Raw genomic sequence first — 17,571 nt, 5'->3', positions numbered from 1 at the left:
AATTTTAAAATTCGTTTTAATAGCTATATATATCGTTAGGTAGTAAGTATATATATTCATATATTTATAATAGATATTGATCGGGAGTGGTTTGATTTTATCTATCACTGATACAAATCGAGGCATATTTACTAGCAGTATTATCACTGATTTAGAACGATCACCACCGCTGATAAGCTAAACTTAAAGAAAGAGACTGGTTATACAGGATGTAAAAAACCAATTATGAATTTTTTAATTTTTAGTATGGAGCTATATGACATATAGGTCAGGTTTTTAATGTCTTTCAAAGACAGTAAGGTTTGTAGAACCTATACCTATAATAGAGATTACAATTAGTGGTCACGTTAATCTAATCAAGATGAATCTGTATGTTTCTAAAAATTAATGATTATCCATTGAGTTTTCTGTGTGCTGACTATTTATGAAAGAGGTATTATCTTGAGTAGCGGTGTTGTTTTGCCAGAAGCATACAATAATTATCACTGAAAAACAGAATACCGCTAACCATATACATATTATTAATAACCTCTCTCTTTGCTTCTTATGCTTATCTAAAGAGTAACTTTTCATTATTGAAACGTGCAATTCTTTTATTGCAGGCCTCTGATCTATTATAGATATTAGCTCTTCTCCAGGGATTCGAACCAGGCGAGCATATGATCTAATATAACCCCGAAGAAAAGTTAATGCTAGCGAGGCAGGTACGTTATCATCTTCAATATCTCGAATTACAGATATTTTTAAGCAAAGACGTTTAGCAACATATTGTTGCGTAAAACCTAGGTTTTCACGGGCACTACGTAGGCGTTCCCCTGCTGAAGTAACTTTGTATATATTTTGAGTGTTGTCAGTATTCATGCGCGAAAAATGCTGCTATTATATTGATAATGAAAAAATTTCGTTAGTTTACGCATCACGCAGAACATGCGATGTGTTATTTTTTTACAAAAACAGATGATAGGCATTACTATAGATCTCACGAGTAAGTAATAAAGGATGTTCTGTGCTTCTTTTTAGATTGACTGGGCTCCTCCGGTTAGAGTGAGCATATATTATTTGTATGAGACTATATACTATACCTTGTAGTATCATATATTTTATCCTTTATGTCACAGATATGCTCTAGCGTTTACAAGTATCTACATATTGTTAGAAGTAGGTGCTGCGCTGGTGACTTATCTTGTGAGGTGTTTGCACAGTCACTGACTATGTCAGAAAAATTATATTTTCTGTCTACAGAATAAGGTGCCACTAAGTCTTTTTTAAGCTTTTTCTTTTGATAACTGCTCGTCTATTCTAGTATGCACTGAGTTTATGCTCAAGTTAGGGTGATATACGTTCTATGTAATAGTAATGGTGACGCTGTCCTATAGATAATTTTACTATTTATCTTATTGCCACATAACACTATCGGAGAAAATCTTCACACTGGGTTGAAACAGGAATAATTTAGATTGAACAAGCATACTTGTTTTTACCTGTCTTGTCTCTCTAATATAGTGCTGAATTGCATCTGAATATCCTTCTACAGTCTTTGAGCTACCGCCTTTTTAAAAATGACTCGCTAAAGTAGCATCTACATATCAAATTTTCACTTTAGGCCTCACTTTAGGCCTATTTTCTTAGCAATACTAGAGAGATATATCGATATCTTCTAAGCTTACCGTAAGGTAAGTCTTTGTTTTAAAAGATCAATATTAGTGTTGATCATATAATGTTATAAAATTTTATACTATTTTATAAGATACGTTTAGTGCGGTTAAAAACATTTCCAGTTAATTGCCCACAGGCTGCATTAATGTCTTCACCGCGCGTTTTACGAACAATAGTAGTAAAGCCATATGCCATTAAAACCTTAGAAAAACGATCAATGCAGCTATTTGAACTGCGATTATAGGATGAGCCGGAAAAAGGATTCCAGGGAATTAAATTAATTTTACATGGAATATCTTTAAGAAGGTTGGCCAATTTGTGCGCATGATCTATTCTGTCATTGATTTGATTTAGCATGACATATTCAATAGTTACCCTCCCTTGGTTAGCTTTAGATTGACTAATATAACGTTGTACCGATATAAGTAAATTCTCAATATTATATTCTTTATTAATGGGCATAATTTGATCGCGGAGTTTATTATCTGCTGCGTGCAAAGAAACTGCTAGCGCAACATCCAATTTATGACACAGTTTGTCTATTGCTGGGGTTATGCCTGAAGTTGAGATAGTCACCCGTCTTTTAGACAAACAGAAACCAAAATCATCTAACATCAGTTCAATTGCTGATATTACATTAGTAAGATTTAGAAGCGGTTCCCCCATACCCATCATAACTACATTAGTAAATGGACGCTGATTAGTACTGGTAGTAACACTGAGTCTTTGTGCTGCGCGCCATACTTGACCAATAATTTCAGATACTAGTAAGTTTCGGTTAAAGCCTTGCTGTGCTGTTGCGCAGAATGTGCATGCTAGTGTGCATCCAACTTGTGAAGATATACATAGTGTGGCGCGATCTTTTTCAGGAATATATACTGTTTCAATGTTCTGATGATCGACCTGCATAGCCCACTTTATCGTACCATCCGATGATTTTTGCTCTTTTACTATCTCGGGTGCACGGATTTCAGCGATAGTTTGTAGTTTAGTGCGAAATAATTTTTTAATATCTGTCATTTGAGAAAAATCAGAACAGTAGTATCGATACATCCATCTCATAACTTGTTCAGTATAAAATGGTGGTGCACTGAGACTAACAAAAAATTGACGCATCTGCTGACGATTTAAATCCAATAGATTTATTCTTTTATTTTTTTGTGTTAGTTGTGTGGGTGATCTAGATAATGGATTGACCATTAACGCCTGCATAAATAGTATTTGACCTTATATTAACCAGTTGGCTCTCGGACCACATGAGACAGCAGAATACATCATTGATAAGCTCTTCCGCTATTATGGAGATTCTTATTGATTATTGATCCAGGGTTATATGAGATTTTAAAATAACCTAAGATTGGTTGATGCATGATTTTAACTATCTTTCTAGTATAGCTTGGTTCCAGTGTTGTAATATTTTATAGAATAGCGAAGACAGCACAATAATCTAGAAACAGTTTGGTTTGATCTTAGAACTTAAGAGATACGCGATACATTTACATTATCGGTAGTTATCTGGAAAAATTCTAGTACCTTAGCTTTGTATTGCTCTAAGAAAAAAATTTTGGATAGAAGATTATGTTAGAGCGTACCAAAAAGCTTTAGTTAATATGAGTTAGCCAAAAAGTTCAATAGAACTAATCTACGCATTATAACATGTGTTATAATGCGTTACGCTCAAGAAATTACACCTCATGTTTTAGAGATAATTTTTAGGAGTAGTATATGGCAGCACGGTTTTGCATTGCAAGATTACAAAGACTTTTACTTTTACCATGACCATGTCATGAGCGAAATGCTCGTGGAAAGATCTCGTTCAAATTAAAGAAAAAATCGATCTCTCGTTCTGCAGATTCAGAGGAATCAGAACCGTGGATCACATTCTCGGTTAGGCTATCTGCATAATCTGCTCGTATAGTACCAGAAAGAGCATGCATTGGGTTTGTTGCACCCATTAGCTCACGGTAAGAATAAATCGCGTTTTCTCCTTCAAGAACAGAAACCATAGATGGGCCTAAAGTCATGCATTGAATAAGATCCTGAAAGAACATTTTACCTTGGTGCTCTGCATAAAACTTTCTAGCTTGTAGTGGAGTTAATCTTATCATTTTACTACCAATAATGATAAGCTTAGCACGTTCTAATCGATAAAAAATTTCACCAATAATGTTTTTTGCTACTGCATGTGGTTTTACGATCGATAAAGTACGTTCAATAGTCATGTAATGCTCTAGTTAATGCAAAAAGAATAGCGTAAGAGCTTTATGTACGCTAGTGAGCGATGCATCATCAATTCTAGGAAATTGACAATTAATTTTAGCGATGATTAATGTGCATAAAATTATGAAATAATCTTGTAAAAGCGTACTGCATGATCCTGTTATCACAGGATAAGAAGAATAATAACACTTATTAGTGCGTTATAGTTTTGGATTGCGTAGAATCCCTCGTCATAGCATAATCTCAAATAGCTTCAATTAGTAATTTTAAAAAATTTATACTGCCTAAAATAAGCAGTGAAAATCACATTTTTAACGAGAAGATAGAGTATTCAAATGCCTTGATGATATCTAATTTATGACATCCAATTGTTTACTATAATATCATCAATTCTACCAGCCAATCTAGATACTTAATAATCTTGTAGTAATTGTAACTCTTTTATTTGTCTAGTCAACTACATCTGAATAAGATGTTTAATGTTTACAACTGGATTAACAATTTCTTGATAATTTATGTTTTTGCAATTAAAGCCAAAGAGGCGCATAAATTCATTTTTATATCCAACTAGGTCAGTTATAGTGTGCAGGTTTTGATTGTTCACCGCAAACCAGAGTTTAATAATTTTTTCCTGAATATCAGGATGTATCTCTGCGTAATCTGCTCGTAAGCGTCCCATGGTGTCTAGAATAGGTGCATTATTATATAAACTATCTTTATATAATCCATATATCTGTTCGATACAACCTTCATGTGTACCTTCTTCCTTAGCTAATCTGAAGAGTAGAGATAAATAAAGAGGCATTACTGGAATGGCAGAACTGGCTTGAGTTACTACTGCCCTGAGTACTGCGACGCGCGCATCACCGTTACCATGTGCTACCAGTTTCTCACGAATTTTTATGCTGTATCGATCGAGATCCTTTTTAGCTTCACCGATTGATCCATTCCAGTAGATATCGTGTGTGATTTGTTCACCTAAATAAGTAAATGCGACAGTTTTAGCGCCTTTTGCTAGTGCACCTTCTTCTAGTAGTGCATTAATCCACATTTGCCAATTTTCTCCACCCATAACAACTATGGTGCTATCAATTTCTTTCTGTGATGCAGGATCTAACGAAATGTCAACAATAGTTTCTGTGTCAGTGTTTAACCCTCGTGTTCTTAATGTTTTACCTATCGGTTTGAGCGTGGAGTAATAAACTTTACCAGTTTTTGGGTGTGTGCAACGCGAACTAGCTAGGCTGTACACTACTAGATCTACCTGTCCTAAATCTTTTTTGATGAGCTCAATAGTTTTCTTTTTAATAAGATCTGAATATGCATCACCATTGATATTTTTTGAGTATAAACCCTCTTTATTTGCTAATTCTTCAAAAGCAGAAGTGTTATACCAACCAGCGCTTCCTGGTTTATTTTGTGTACCTTGGCGCTCTAAAAAGACCCCTATTGTGCTTGCTGAGCAAGCAAAAGCGGAAGAGATTCGAGCTGCTAATCCATATCCCGTTGAAGCACCAATAATTAATGCTCGTTTAGATCCAGATTTTATCTTTTCTCTAGAAAGGACATATTTTACTTGTTGCTCTACATTAGACTTGCAACCTTCAGGGTGGGCTGTAACACATATAAATCCCCGAATACGTGGTTGAATAATCATTCTGGCCTCAATTAAAAATATATCAGATAATTCTATAGTATATCAGATACCGATATAATACAAATAGACTCCAATAGACTGACTATTGATCTAAAATTTACTGCGTAATTTTGGTGTTACGGTTAATTTAATTACTGGAATAGAATGATAATTACACTGAATGTTTCAGTTATCATTCTTAGGATCTTACATGTTACATAGGAATAACATGGACACGTTGGCAATTAAAAGACTGTGCCTATGTTTACATCTTCCGTCCCTAACAGTATTAAGACGCAATGCTTTACTTTATTTTGAGTTGAGATCATGATACTGTATATACAGGTTATGGAATTAAAATAGTATCGTAGTATTCATTACATGAATTAAAATCTAATACTGGTATTATCTCTGTGAGATAAGAATATAAGATTTAAGTGTAGTTTTTTGGTTTTTTAGTTATGGAGTACATACGCTGTCCTAATAATTAAAAGTATTTTTTGCCGTATTTAGAACAATACTCACTATTTAGAAGAACACTCACTAAACAATACGCACTAAGTAATAATACGTAAATGTCTAGACTCAATGTCTATTTTTACTTCTTTTACTTCTTTATGCTGCTCTTGCTTCATGTACTTCATTTACTTCATTTCCTACTTGCATTTACTTCATTTCCTACTTCATTGCCTTCATTATTGCCTTCATTACTTCATTGAATTTTATTTTTCATGCCTTTGCATGCGCTGATTGTAATGTTTTACAGGTTTATTAGGATGCTCTCCAAAAAATGATCAATTTCTTGAATTTGAAAAACATAAAAATTTTAACAATTAAAGCTCATGGATGTTTATCCACTACACTAATGACACTATATTAATATGATAGTGGATTATGATAGTTTTAAATCTATACTGATCGTCAACGAGTACTGGTCGTGATGTTGTAGTTATACGATCATTTTTACTCATATGTATTTTCTTTTCTTTTATATTATGTATATTTATGAAAAGAAAGTAGACCTGAAGAGAGTAGATCTGTATTCAATCAGGAAGCTGACCGATAAGCCGGGTTCTGTCGTGAACAGTCATTCATCTAGGCTAGTAATCACTTACTCGCTCAAGCAGCCCACCCGAGCTCTGTGCGGGTCGCACCTAATGAGCTCCTATTTGGCCTTTCTCCAGGGTGGAGTTTACCATACCACTTTCTGTTACCAGCTGCGTGGTGCGCTCTTACCGCACCATTTCACCCTTACCTAACCTAATTAATTAGGTTATCGGCGGTTTATTTTCTGTTGCACTAGTCGTTGACTTACGCCCCCCAGGTATTACCTGGCACCCGTACCCTATGGAGCCCGGACTTTCCTCCCCCTGAATGTACCATGCTTATGAACACAGGTTACTCAGGCGGCGACTGCTTAGTCAGCTTCGGGGAGCAGTATGACAAGTTTATAGGTATTTGTCACTAATTATTCCGCTTTTATAGATTACTAATAAGTGGTTATAAACAATATTCTATGTTTATTTTTAAGAGTATATGCAAAAACCATTAAAATGTATTACGACATGCTTGTGTATCAATGCTTTGATCATGACTAATATCATAGTGATTTTACAGGTATCGAGGACACAATCAGTCGTGTATTGCTCAGTAAGTGCAAAATATATTATTATTTGAAATTTTGCTTGATTATAGCCTGATTAATAACTAACTCTAGTCTACATCTAGTCTGATTAAATTTTAGATATATTATGAACATCAGATGATAGTTATGATAATAATAATATTAAACGAGCAATTTAATATAGCATGTTACAGTAACATATACCGCTCTTGATGAAATTCGTTAATGAATATATTACAATATATTGTAACAATAATATTGAAACGAGTTTTTTTAGTGAAGATTTCATCAGTAAAGTATATTGATTTTTTAAACATACCGCATTGAGAAGAGAAACGTACATCACAACTAGAAATATCTATTTTATATTAAAAATATATAGTTATTCTGATGATACGACCGTCTTTTAGGTTCATATTAGGTTCATAAAACCACTTATATTATATTGCTAATGCAGGAAATTTTCTTAACCTATATTTAATTTCATAAAAACACCGATACGTAGTGTACACTAAGAAGTGTACTGATACTCTTCGTACAAGAATCTAATATTTTCTGATGACTTTAAGCAATACAAGAAAAAGCTATAATGAATCTTGACTAATGATTGCGATGTGAGTTAAATGTATTTGTGCTGATTGCCAAAATAAGTCTTTAATGTTAAAAGCATATTACGGTCCTGAGTATAACATTTAGTATTGAACCTATAGCGTATATATTTAAGTTAAGTTAGTTATCGTAGGGTGTTTTTGAGTAATCACAATGAATTACAAAAGATTTCTATTTTGATTACCAATTAAAAATTAGATTCTATATCTAGAATTAACCTAAAGTATAGATCTGTAAATCTATACAATGTACTTCGCAATTCATGCTCAATGTTTATCAAACAGGTCAATAGATACTTATCTATAAAATAAGTAAGATTTAACATCTTACATAAAATAACAGTATATAAAGTATATTATCATCTATATAACGCATAACATTACACACCATGGTTATTTCAGCAGATACGCTTATAAGTTATAGAATATCACGTATAGAATACTTATAGCATTTTTAGATAATAATCATTTTACAAAACTATGACTATACTATGTAGTTACACGATTCGAGCAGTTGTGCGATTATAGTGGTGCGATTATAAATGAAGATTCTGGGCTTATTAGGTATATTTATTCATGGAATAACTGATATTAGGTCACTATCATTATAGATCTATTTCTATATATCTTTTGCTATCTCGATTATAAGAGATATAACAGTCTGGGATGTGTCATCCATCATCATAAAGATAAAATTGTATATCCTGTATGTATTATGCGTATCTTGTGTTTTTAAAATTATAACGGTTTCAGATTAGCGAGAGGCGTTAAAATATCAGAGATACAGAATATAGGAGATACAGAGAAATACTGGTATATAATTTAATAATTAGATATAAAAATCGTTGGTATACTACACAAGGCGTAACTAGTACTTTTTGTTATAGATGATATTCAATTTAGTTAAAAGTAATGATATAGAAGTTCGTTCATAATACTAGTGAGGTTGAATAACTGTACAACTATTGAATCACTGTATAACTATATGATCAGTTATAAGTTATTAGTTATATAGTGATAAGTTATATAGTGATAAGTGATAAGTGATAAGTGATAGTTAGAATTATTATTACTATGTAATAATATACAATTATACAATTATGCAATGATACAATGTAGACATTTATGCAATGCTACAATGTAGATATTGTCTCAGAAAAGGGATCTCTAAAAACTTTCAAGATCGATTACATCGATTTGTTATACATACGAAATTATGATTTTTTCGTATAAACGATTCATATGTTTTAGTATGACCATGATGTCTTTCTGGGTATGAAATTATGGCGAATCATGAACAGCGTTATAAACAATGAACTTTCTCAATATAAGTTGAAAGAGAAAATCGGTTAAATTATAGGATAAAAATCCTTTGATTAGCAAGTAAGCCTGCTTAAATATATATTGGTTTTATAACCATTATACTTTAATGTACTGATGAGAGAAATATAAGAATATTACATGTAGAATTAAAAATCTTATTGGTTTTTGCAGTGCACAGAGGTAAAATCAAGCGTCACTTGAACTCGAACAGAAGAAAGTGAGAGAGGTATAGAATGAAGCGGGCTGTGATTACTGGTCTTGGAGTTGTTTCTAGTATTGGTAACAACCAATACGAAGTTTTAGCATCCTTACGTGCAGGGCACTCCGGGATTACTTTCTCACAAGAATTAAAAAATTCCGGTATGCGTAGTCATGTGTGGGGGAATATAAAATTATCTAAAAACGACATTGCATCACGCATTGAGCGAAAGACACTACGTTTTATGAGTGACGCATCTATATATGCTTTTATCTCTATGCAGGAAGCCATTCAAGATTCTGGTCTAACTAAAGAACAATATCAGAACAATGCACGTGTTGGGCTAGTAGCTGGATCCGGTGGAGGTTCTCCATTTTATCAAGTTGCGAGTGTTGACGGTATGCGGGCTAAAGGTCTAAGAGGGGTGGGTCCATATATGGTGACAAAGGCAATGGCTTCAGGTGTTTCAGCATGCCTAGCAACCCCATTTAAAATTTATGGTGTTAATTATTCTATAAGTTCTGCTTGTGCTACATCTGCACATTGTATCGGTCATGCTGTTGAGCAGATTCAGTTAGGCAAACAAGATATTGTGTTTGCAGGTGGCGGAGAAGAGTTATGCTGGGAAATGTCTTGCGAATTTGATGCTATGGGAGCATTATCAACTAAATACAATCATATACCAGAAAAAGCATCACGTACTTATGATGTAGGTCGTGATGGTTTTGTTATTGCTGGTGGTGGAGGTATGGTAGTGGTTGAAGAATTAAATCATGCTATCATTCGAAATGCACATATCTATGCTGAGATCGTAGGTTATGGAGCAACGTCTGATGGCATGGATATGGTAGCTCCATCCGGAGAAGGCGCAATGCGTTGCATGCGAATGGCAATGAAAGACGTTCATAAGCCTATTGACTACCTGAATACTCACGGGACCTCAACATTAATTGGTGATTTAAAGGAGCTAGGTGCTATTCGTACCGTATTCTCTGAGTATCAGCCAGCAATCTCAGCTACAAAGTCAATGACTGGTCATTCACTAGGCGCAGCAGGAGTACAAGAGGCGATTTATGCATTATTAATGATGGAACATAGTTTTATAGCACCAAGCATTAATATTGATATACTAGACCCAGAAGCTAGGGGTTTTAATATTGTTACTGCATATTCAGAGCGGGAATTGAATACGGTTATGTCTAATAGTTTTGGCTTTGGAGGTACCAACGCCACACTAATCATGAGCAAGCTAGATCTATATAGTAGGTAGGTTTAATGCAAAACACTAAAAACTGGTAAGAATTATTGATATAAGCTCGCAAGAACCATAGATGGTACGTAATATTGTGCACGTTTGATAACTATTTTAAGACACTGTAATGTATGTATTGGCAATGCAGGCAATGCACGAAATCGACCGATCAGTTATCAAATAGACTTGTAATTATTTCTTAGGTGCTTTGGTCATGGATATACGCAGATAGTCTTTACCTGTATAAAATTCTTATTACTTAATCAATCTCTTATCTGTGCCAATAGATAAACAAATCCGTCCTTCACTGAAACTACTTTTATTTCACAGACTGAAATTTCTTAATTTTTTCTCTCATAGACAATCAGCTGTAGTATGTTTAATCTCATTTTAAGAACTACCGAGGTCTCCGGTTTGTATTGGATATTTTAATATCACACTAACTTTGTCTTATAATTGAATAACAAGACAATATTTAGTCGCCCATATTTTCTGATGTGACATCTTATTTATATATTAATATTGTTATATGTTAATATTGTGTTGATATATATTTTTATTTTCTCCGCATAGTTAAGTGCTATGGGGTTGATATGTCTACAGTTAATACTGTTACAACCAGATAAGCTATACAATTATTAGATTATTAGATTTTGAAAGACTAACGATTTTTAGAGATAATAGGTATGTCATTTTATTAATGATATCCTGTTATTTCGATACAGATATCTTTGTGAGTAATACTACTAAAAGTAGTATTACTACGCGTATGAAATCTGTAATAGTCAAAAGTTCCTGAATGGTTTACAACGCGCTGAATACAAAAAAATAGCGATCGCGCCTGTTAAGATTCAGGCGAAATATATTCTACAATAAGAGTATATCTTCTTTCAATACACAATCTATACTTATAAAAATATTGATATGCATTAGGCATATGACTATATAATTTTTACAAAAATATAGATTTTATAATAAAGAAAATATATAAGTTGTATTATTTAATTAATATTGCTTGTTTCATCGGTAGGGATATCGATGTAAAAACTATTACTGCTCTAAAAGCATAAGCAAGCAATCTTTTTATGTTAAAAAAATGGAGTTATTATCTTAGAATGAAAGGATAAGATCAGATGCTTGCTGTATTACGTACTGTTATAGTGATAATATATTCGATATTTGTGTGTTTTTTTGGTTGTATATATTGCTTACTTAAGCCAAGAGATCCACGTCATGTAGCTATTTTTAGTCGTTTATTTGGCAGACTTGCTCCAATATTTGGTCTTCAGGTTCAATTACGCAAACCAAAAGGGGCTGAACATTATCCGAATGCAATTTATATATGTAATCATCAAAACAACTTTGATATGATTACTGCAGCTAATATGTTGCAGTCAACTACTGTGACAGTTGGTAAAACTAGCCTGCTATGGATACCGTTCTTTGGTCTTCTCTATTGGCTTAGCGGTAATTTTTTAATTGATAGAAGAAATGGCACTAAAGCATATAATACCATAGTCGACTTAGTTTCTCAGTGTAAAACAAAGAAAATTTCTTTTTGGATTTTTCCAGAAGGCACGCGTAGCTATGGTCGTGGTCTGCTGCCTTTTAAAATAGGTGCATTTTATGCTGCTATAGAGGCCGGTGTACCCATTATTCCAATAGTAGTATCCAATACTCATCAGAAAATTAAGCTGAATAGACTTAGTAATGGTTTGTCGATCGTTGAAATGCTTACCCCAATTGATACACGTTACTATACTAACCAATCTGTGCGAAAACTAGCTAATGATTGCCGTGATGTAATGCTAAAAAAGTTAGATGAATTGAATACTGAGGTTGAAATGCAAGAAAATCGATTGAGGAAAATTCGTAAAATTAGCTAATTTTCAATTTTAACTAACGCCTTATGAGTGTTTATAAAATTTACTCTACAAAAATTTATTATATCTGCTAATACTCGGATATTTGTGATACGCAATGAAACATGCTCTCCGATGATTTTATCAAAATAAATACAAGCATCTTAAGATGTATAGTAATAATTATACTAATGAATAATGATAATTATCATAAATTATTAATATTTTTCTATGAAATCGCATGTCTCTTTCGCAACCTATTTAAGTCAAGAAATTGAACTCTATAGTCATATTGCTATAACAGTTTTACTGTGAAGGTAATGTATTATCACATTAGCATATCTCTGAGCATTGAGCGCTTTTTAAGAATCATATAAAGTGTCTTATCATTAGTTAAAGTATCTTGCTGAATTTTAATAGAATCTTGTAGATGGATGTTTGATTTGCAATGCTCATGACAAGCATCGCTTAATACAAATTATTCCATAATATCTGTACAGATTTATAGTTAAAATTTTTTAAATAAAAATATTAGTTACTGCATGTTATGATAGCTTGAATGTCTAAAGGAGTTTGTTACAAACTTATAGAGTAGCCCTGCATATGCAGATTGAAGTTCCTATATACAAGTATATGCGTAGCCTTGCTCAGTCTCAATGTGATACTTGCTCTTACATGGTACAATCGAATTGCTCTATGATTCATACGAGCTTTATGTGTTACTGCTAAGACAAACTATGCTGTATTACTTCTGGACGGGCAGAAGCGTGCATGATTTTAGAATATTAGAAAAGCATCATACACATACCATACATTGCATGACTGAAAGATAACACATGTTTGTCATAACATCTATCTCTAGCTTTATTGAAAAATTATTTAGTATTGGATCCATAGGTAATGGAATTTTTATAAATATCTAAGGAATAGTTTTTATGGCACCTTCATCGTATTTTGATTACGCATAGAGCAGTAAAATAGGTCTTCGTTTAATTAAGTAATGTTTTGTTGTTTTTTAAAAGTCTTTAAGAGTCGTAAGAGTCTACTTTATTCGGAAGATATTTAGGATTATTGTTTCAGCTTTTATATGTTAGTTTTTTGGTGTTAACAATAGTTTTGTGTAGCTTAAAATTTTTCTTGCAGCTGTAAATCCAGGGGGTTTATAGAAGTTTACTGACATGTACCTAAGTATTTTAAAAAATTTTAACGTGCATTATTAGCGATTGATTAACGGAAGTAGTTCAGTAACAAAAGCGCTGACACTATTTTGTCAAGACAATTTTTTTTCTAATATTATGTTGCTAATTTTCTCTAGCAGAACATATGAGTTTATCGACATACAAAAGATTCTTGTTAAGTAAACAATATACTCTAATAATAGTATATTGAGATGTTAGATAATATTTTCTTATAAATTACCGATTTATATAGTGTATCATAGGCATGCGATCTATATTTTATCTATCTTATGAAATAGATAAAAAGTATTAAATCAAACAACATACTAACTATATAGGTTTCTTATAACCGCATGTGATCAGTATAAACATAAAGATAATAGTTGGGGTTTTTAAAAATATAGAGTTTTATAGTACCGTGCTGCGCTATTCCTGTTGTTATAAAACAAACCTTGATAGTAAGGGGAATCTTGTTATAATATATATGAATAGATATCAGTTTGTAGTGCAATCATTCCCGAAAATGTTTATGACAATTCTGAACATCTAAGATTATTATAAATCTTTATTAATAGATAGGTTAAAGTATTATTAATAGTTCTCCTCATATCATTAAAATATAGAGTAGCCTTGATATAGATAAAATAATAGCTTGAATTCCTATTTAGCTCCTGGATTCATCATTCGTTATCCATTCCTTATAAGTTATAAAGATAGTGTATTACACTATAACGCTTTTAGTAAAAGGAGTGAGGATTTTCATCGTAACGATCTGTGTATTTTAGATAAAACCTCAAATATCATCAACTAAATTTGTATTAGATGAATCATTCCAAATCCTGAATCCGTAATACTGATAGTGGTAATCTCACAAATAAATAGTTGATCTCAATATAACCTTTAATTAGATGGTAAGTTAATACTTTTAACTATTCTAAGAAGATTATCTTTGAACAGTGACAATTTTTGTCCAATAATTCATTGTGACTGAGTGTATTTGAAAGATTCAATTAGATGTACTGATTATATTCTGTATAAATAGATATATCTTATATAGTACAGAAACTACACATCCTATTTAGTTATTATCTGATTATAGATTATACATGATCTATTTATTTGGATAAATGTAAAGACTATATAGTTATACTGATTTTGTAAATAACGTTTTTATCTTATGAAATATATTGAGATTCAAGTTATTTTTAAAATGCAGATCATATTTATCATATTGAGCTCAACCTAAGTTTAACGGTACAAGTAGTAATCAATAGTTTATTGTGCTGAACTGAATACACTATTCTTCAATGATTAGGTTGCTAGTAGCCAGATAGCAATCTGCTATAATTATAGAAATGATATCTCTATATAATCCTCTTGGAGAAAAAGTATAGTTAACATTAGTAACATGCAGTATAGGCGTATCTATATAAATATCAAATGACAGTAGGTGTATTTTACAATAAAACACATAATTAATGGAGTGATCTTAACACCTGAAGATTTTCTAGCATTGATGCTAGAGTTTGGGCTATTATGTGCTCTTCGATATTTTACTTACCTTGTTGTTATCTGAATGGTAAAGATAAAATCTTTTAATTACATTATAATGAGGATATAACGCACACATCTGATTTTGGTTTAAATTGAGCTATGTCTGTAGAGTTGTAATAGGCCGCATATAGAGACATAACTATTCTTCATAATAAGAAATGGCTTATTATTATAATATTCATTATATCATGATAATATCTGAAATATATATACTTCATTATAAGGAACGTAAGTGATATGACACAGTATCGCCCTATACGTCGAGCATTGCTTAGTGTGTCTGATAAAGTTGGCATTCTTGAATTTGCTAAAGCGTTATTGCAGAGAGGTATTGAGATATTTTCTACTGGAGGTACTGCTCGTTTCTTATCTGGTTCTGGTTTATCTGTTACTGAAGTATCCGATTATACTGGAGTACCAGAAATGATGGGTGGGCGTCTCAAAACACTTCATCCTAAAGTACATGGTGGCATCCTAGGTCGTCGTGATCAAGATAATAGTCTAATGATATCATCGGGCATCTTACCTATTGATATGGTTGTTGTGAATCTATATCCATTTTCTCAAGTGACATCTAACGGTAGTACACTAGACTCTGCCATTGAAAACATTGATGTCGGTGGTGTAGCGATGGTACGGTCTGCTGCTAAAAATCATAAAGATGTAGCCATTGTAATAGAAAGCAGCGAATATAGAGATATTCTCAGAGAATTAGAGATACATAATAACTCACTTACGAAGGATACTCGATTTCGTTTAGCAATAAAAGCATTTGAGTATACTGCAGAGTATGATAGTAAAATTGCTGATTTTTTTAAAAGACTCGCAGCACAATGTAATAACAAGATTGTACAACCACCTGATCGCTTTCCAAATATTTTGAATTTAAGTTTTATCAAAAAACAGGATATGCGTTATGGCGAGAATAGTCATCAATTATCAGCTTTTTATGTAAAAAACATAAACACAGACCCGTCAGTAGCTACTGCGCAACAAGTACAGGGCAAAGCGCTTTCCTATAACAATGTCAGTGATGCTGATTCTGCTCTGGAATGTGTCAAATCCTTCGAGCAACCAGCTTGTGTCATTGTCAAACATGCTAATCCTTGTGGTGTGGCATTAGGTGATACCATTGCTGATGCCTATATACACGCTTATAAAACTGATCCAAATTCTGCTTTTGGGGGGGTTATTGCTTTCAATCGTACTCTGGACGCCATCACTGCGCGGGAAATTATTAATCGACAATTTGTAGAAGTTATCATTGCTCCATTTGCGAACGCTGATGCTTTAAAAATCACCGCCATTAAAACAAACCTTCGTGTTCTAATATGTGGGCAATGGCATGCTCAAAAAACAGCTTTAGATTTTAAAAGTGTACAGGGTGGTTTGTTAGTTCAAGACCGTGATGTTGAATTAATTAATAAGCACCAATTACGTACTGTTAGTCAGCGCATGGCTACCCAGCAGGAGTTAAGTGATGCACTGTTTTGCTGGAAGGTAGTAAAGTTTGTTAAGTCTAATGCCATTGTCTATGGGCGTAATAATAGGACCATCGGTATCGGATCTGGTCAGACGAGCCGTGTTTATTCAGTAAAAATTGCTGCAATGAAGGCTGCAGAAGCAGGTTTCAAAATAGCAGGATCGGTTATAGCATCTGATGCTTTTTTTCCGTTTCGTGATAGCATTGATATTGCTGCTGCTCAAGGCGTACATTGTGTGATTCAGCCAGGGGGTTCTGTCAATGACAATAAAATCATAGCTGCAGCTGATGCATATGGTATGGCTATGATATTTACTGATATGCGTAATTTTCGTCATTAATTATCACTATTTGAATTAGTGATAGTATTAAGAATTGATAATAAAATGATATTTTGATAATTGTTATCATTATCCATGCTTACTTATAAAGTAAGCAGAAGTCTATAGTCGATTTTTATATACTTATATTTAATTTTAATTATTAAATATAAGTTTCATGTAAAATGGCCATTTTATTTTTCAAATATAAGGTCATTTTTACGAAAAACGCACTGCATGAGTAACCAATATTTTGCAGGCTTTGATATGAAAACAATATCAACATAGAGTAGAAAATATATATCTAGTATCGATTTTATGGTGTGATTCAGAAGCATTTTATGAACATTACACATGACATTTTAATTGCTCTCGTAAATTAGATACATACACTATAAATTGTAATCTCAGCTATTGTATCAAGAAATTTCTAACTATAGAGTAATTATGAGTAAAAACCGTTATTAATAACACTATTAATTGGATATTGTTATAATATTTAGCAATTTAACTTATGTTGAGATGTATCTTATTTTATTATCTGCAATCTAAAGTTTAAAAAAGCACAGATATATGTTTAATGGTGTTATTATTAAAAGCGCATATCCAGCAGATAGGAATAAAAATCTTTTACCCCGTCAAGTTTCTCTGAAAAA

7 protein-coding genes and 1 other RNA gene are annotated in these 17,571 nt (G+C 32.7%); 3 read left to right on the top strand and 5 right to left on the bottom strand.

Annotated elements, in window-relative coordinates; translation table 11 throughout:
• Nucleotides 1-384: 384 nt before the first annotated feature.
• From CIPSTX3056_RS02535 to rnpB, 5 genes are all read right to left on the bottom strand, one after another.
• Nucleotides 385-861, bottom strand: a complete 477-nt coding sequence (locus CIPSTX3056_RS02535) for a helix-turn-helix domain-containing protein (RefSeq protein WP_072666369.1) — start codon at nucleotides 859-861, stop codon at nucleotides 385-387.
• An 879-nt stretch (nucleotides 862-1,740) separates the two neighbouring features.
• Entirely contained in the window at nucleotides 1,741-2,868 is a 1,128-nt protein-coding gene (gene rlmN, locus CIPSTX3056_RS02530; protein ID WP_072666368.1) for a dual-specificity RNA methyltransferase RlmN, read from the bottom strand.
• A gap of 572 nt (nucleotides 2,869-3,440) precedes the next feature.
• Complete coding sequence (gene ndk / locus CIPSTX3056_RS02525; protein ID WP_072666367.1) at nucleotides 3,441-3,878, bottom strand: nucleoside-diphosphate kinase; 438 nt, start codon at nucleotides 3,876-3,878, stop codon at nucleotides 3,441-3,443.
• Between the two features lie 455 nt (nucleotides 3,879-4,333).
• Nucleotides 4,334-5,533, bottom strand: a complete 1,200-nt coding sequence (gene fabV / locus CIPSTX3056_RS02520) for an enoyl-ACP reductase FabV (protein ID WP_072666366.1) — start codon at nucleotides 5,531-5,533, stop codon at nucleotides 4,334-4,336.
• A gap of 1,026 nt (nucleotides 5,534-6,559) precedes the next feature.
• Nucleotides 6,560-6,941: RNase P RNA component class A (gene rnpB / locus CIPSTX3056_RS02515), an RNA gene on the bottom strand.
• 2,359 nt (nucleotides 6,942-9,300) lie between these two features.
• Between rnpB and fabB the strand changes: the two genes are divergently transcribed.
• The 3 genes from fabB to purH all read left to right on the top strand — a co-directional run bounded on the left by fabB (nucleotide 9,301) and on the right by purH (nucleotide 16,936).
• Complete coding sequence (gene fabB / locus CIPSTX3056_RS02510) at nucleotides 9,301-10,536, top strand: beta-ketoacyl-ACP synthase I (protein ID WP_072666365.1); 1,236 nt, start codon at nucleotides 9,301-9,303, stop codon at nucleotides 10,534-10,536.
• Between the two features lie 1,115 nt (nucleotides 10,537-11,651).
• Nucleotides 11,652-12,404 carry a 1-acylglycerol-3-phosphate O-acyltransferase gene (locus tag CIPSTX3056_RS02505; protein ID WP_072666364.1) on the top strand — a complete coding sequence of 251 codons (753 nt, stop codon included), beginning with the start codon at nucleotides 11,652-11,654 and terminating at the stop codon, nucleotides 12,402-12,404.
• 2,945 nt (nucleotides 12,405-15,349) lie between these two features.
• Nucleotides 15,350-16,936 carry a bifunctional phosphoribosylaminoimidazolecarboxamide formyltransferase/IMP cyclohydrolase gene (gene purH, locus CIPSTX3056_RS02500; protein WP_072666363.1) on the top strand — a complete coding sequence of 529 codons (1,587 nt, stop codon included), beginning with the start codon at nucleotides 15,350-15,352 and terminating at the stop codon, nucleotides 16,934-16,936.
• Nucleotides 16,937-17,571: the final 635 nt, after the last annotated feature.

This window comes from Candidatus Erwinia haradaeae, from assembly GCF_900698965.1.
GTDB lineage: Bacteria > Pseudomonadota > Gammaproteobacteria > Enterobacterales > Enterobacteriaceae > Erwinia_E > Erwinia_E haradaeae_A.
The sequence above is the reverse complement of the archived record's forward strand: the minus strand, read 5'-3'. Positions and strand labels throughout refer to the sequence as shown.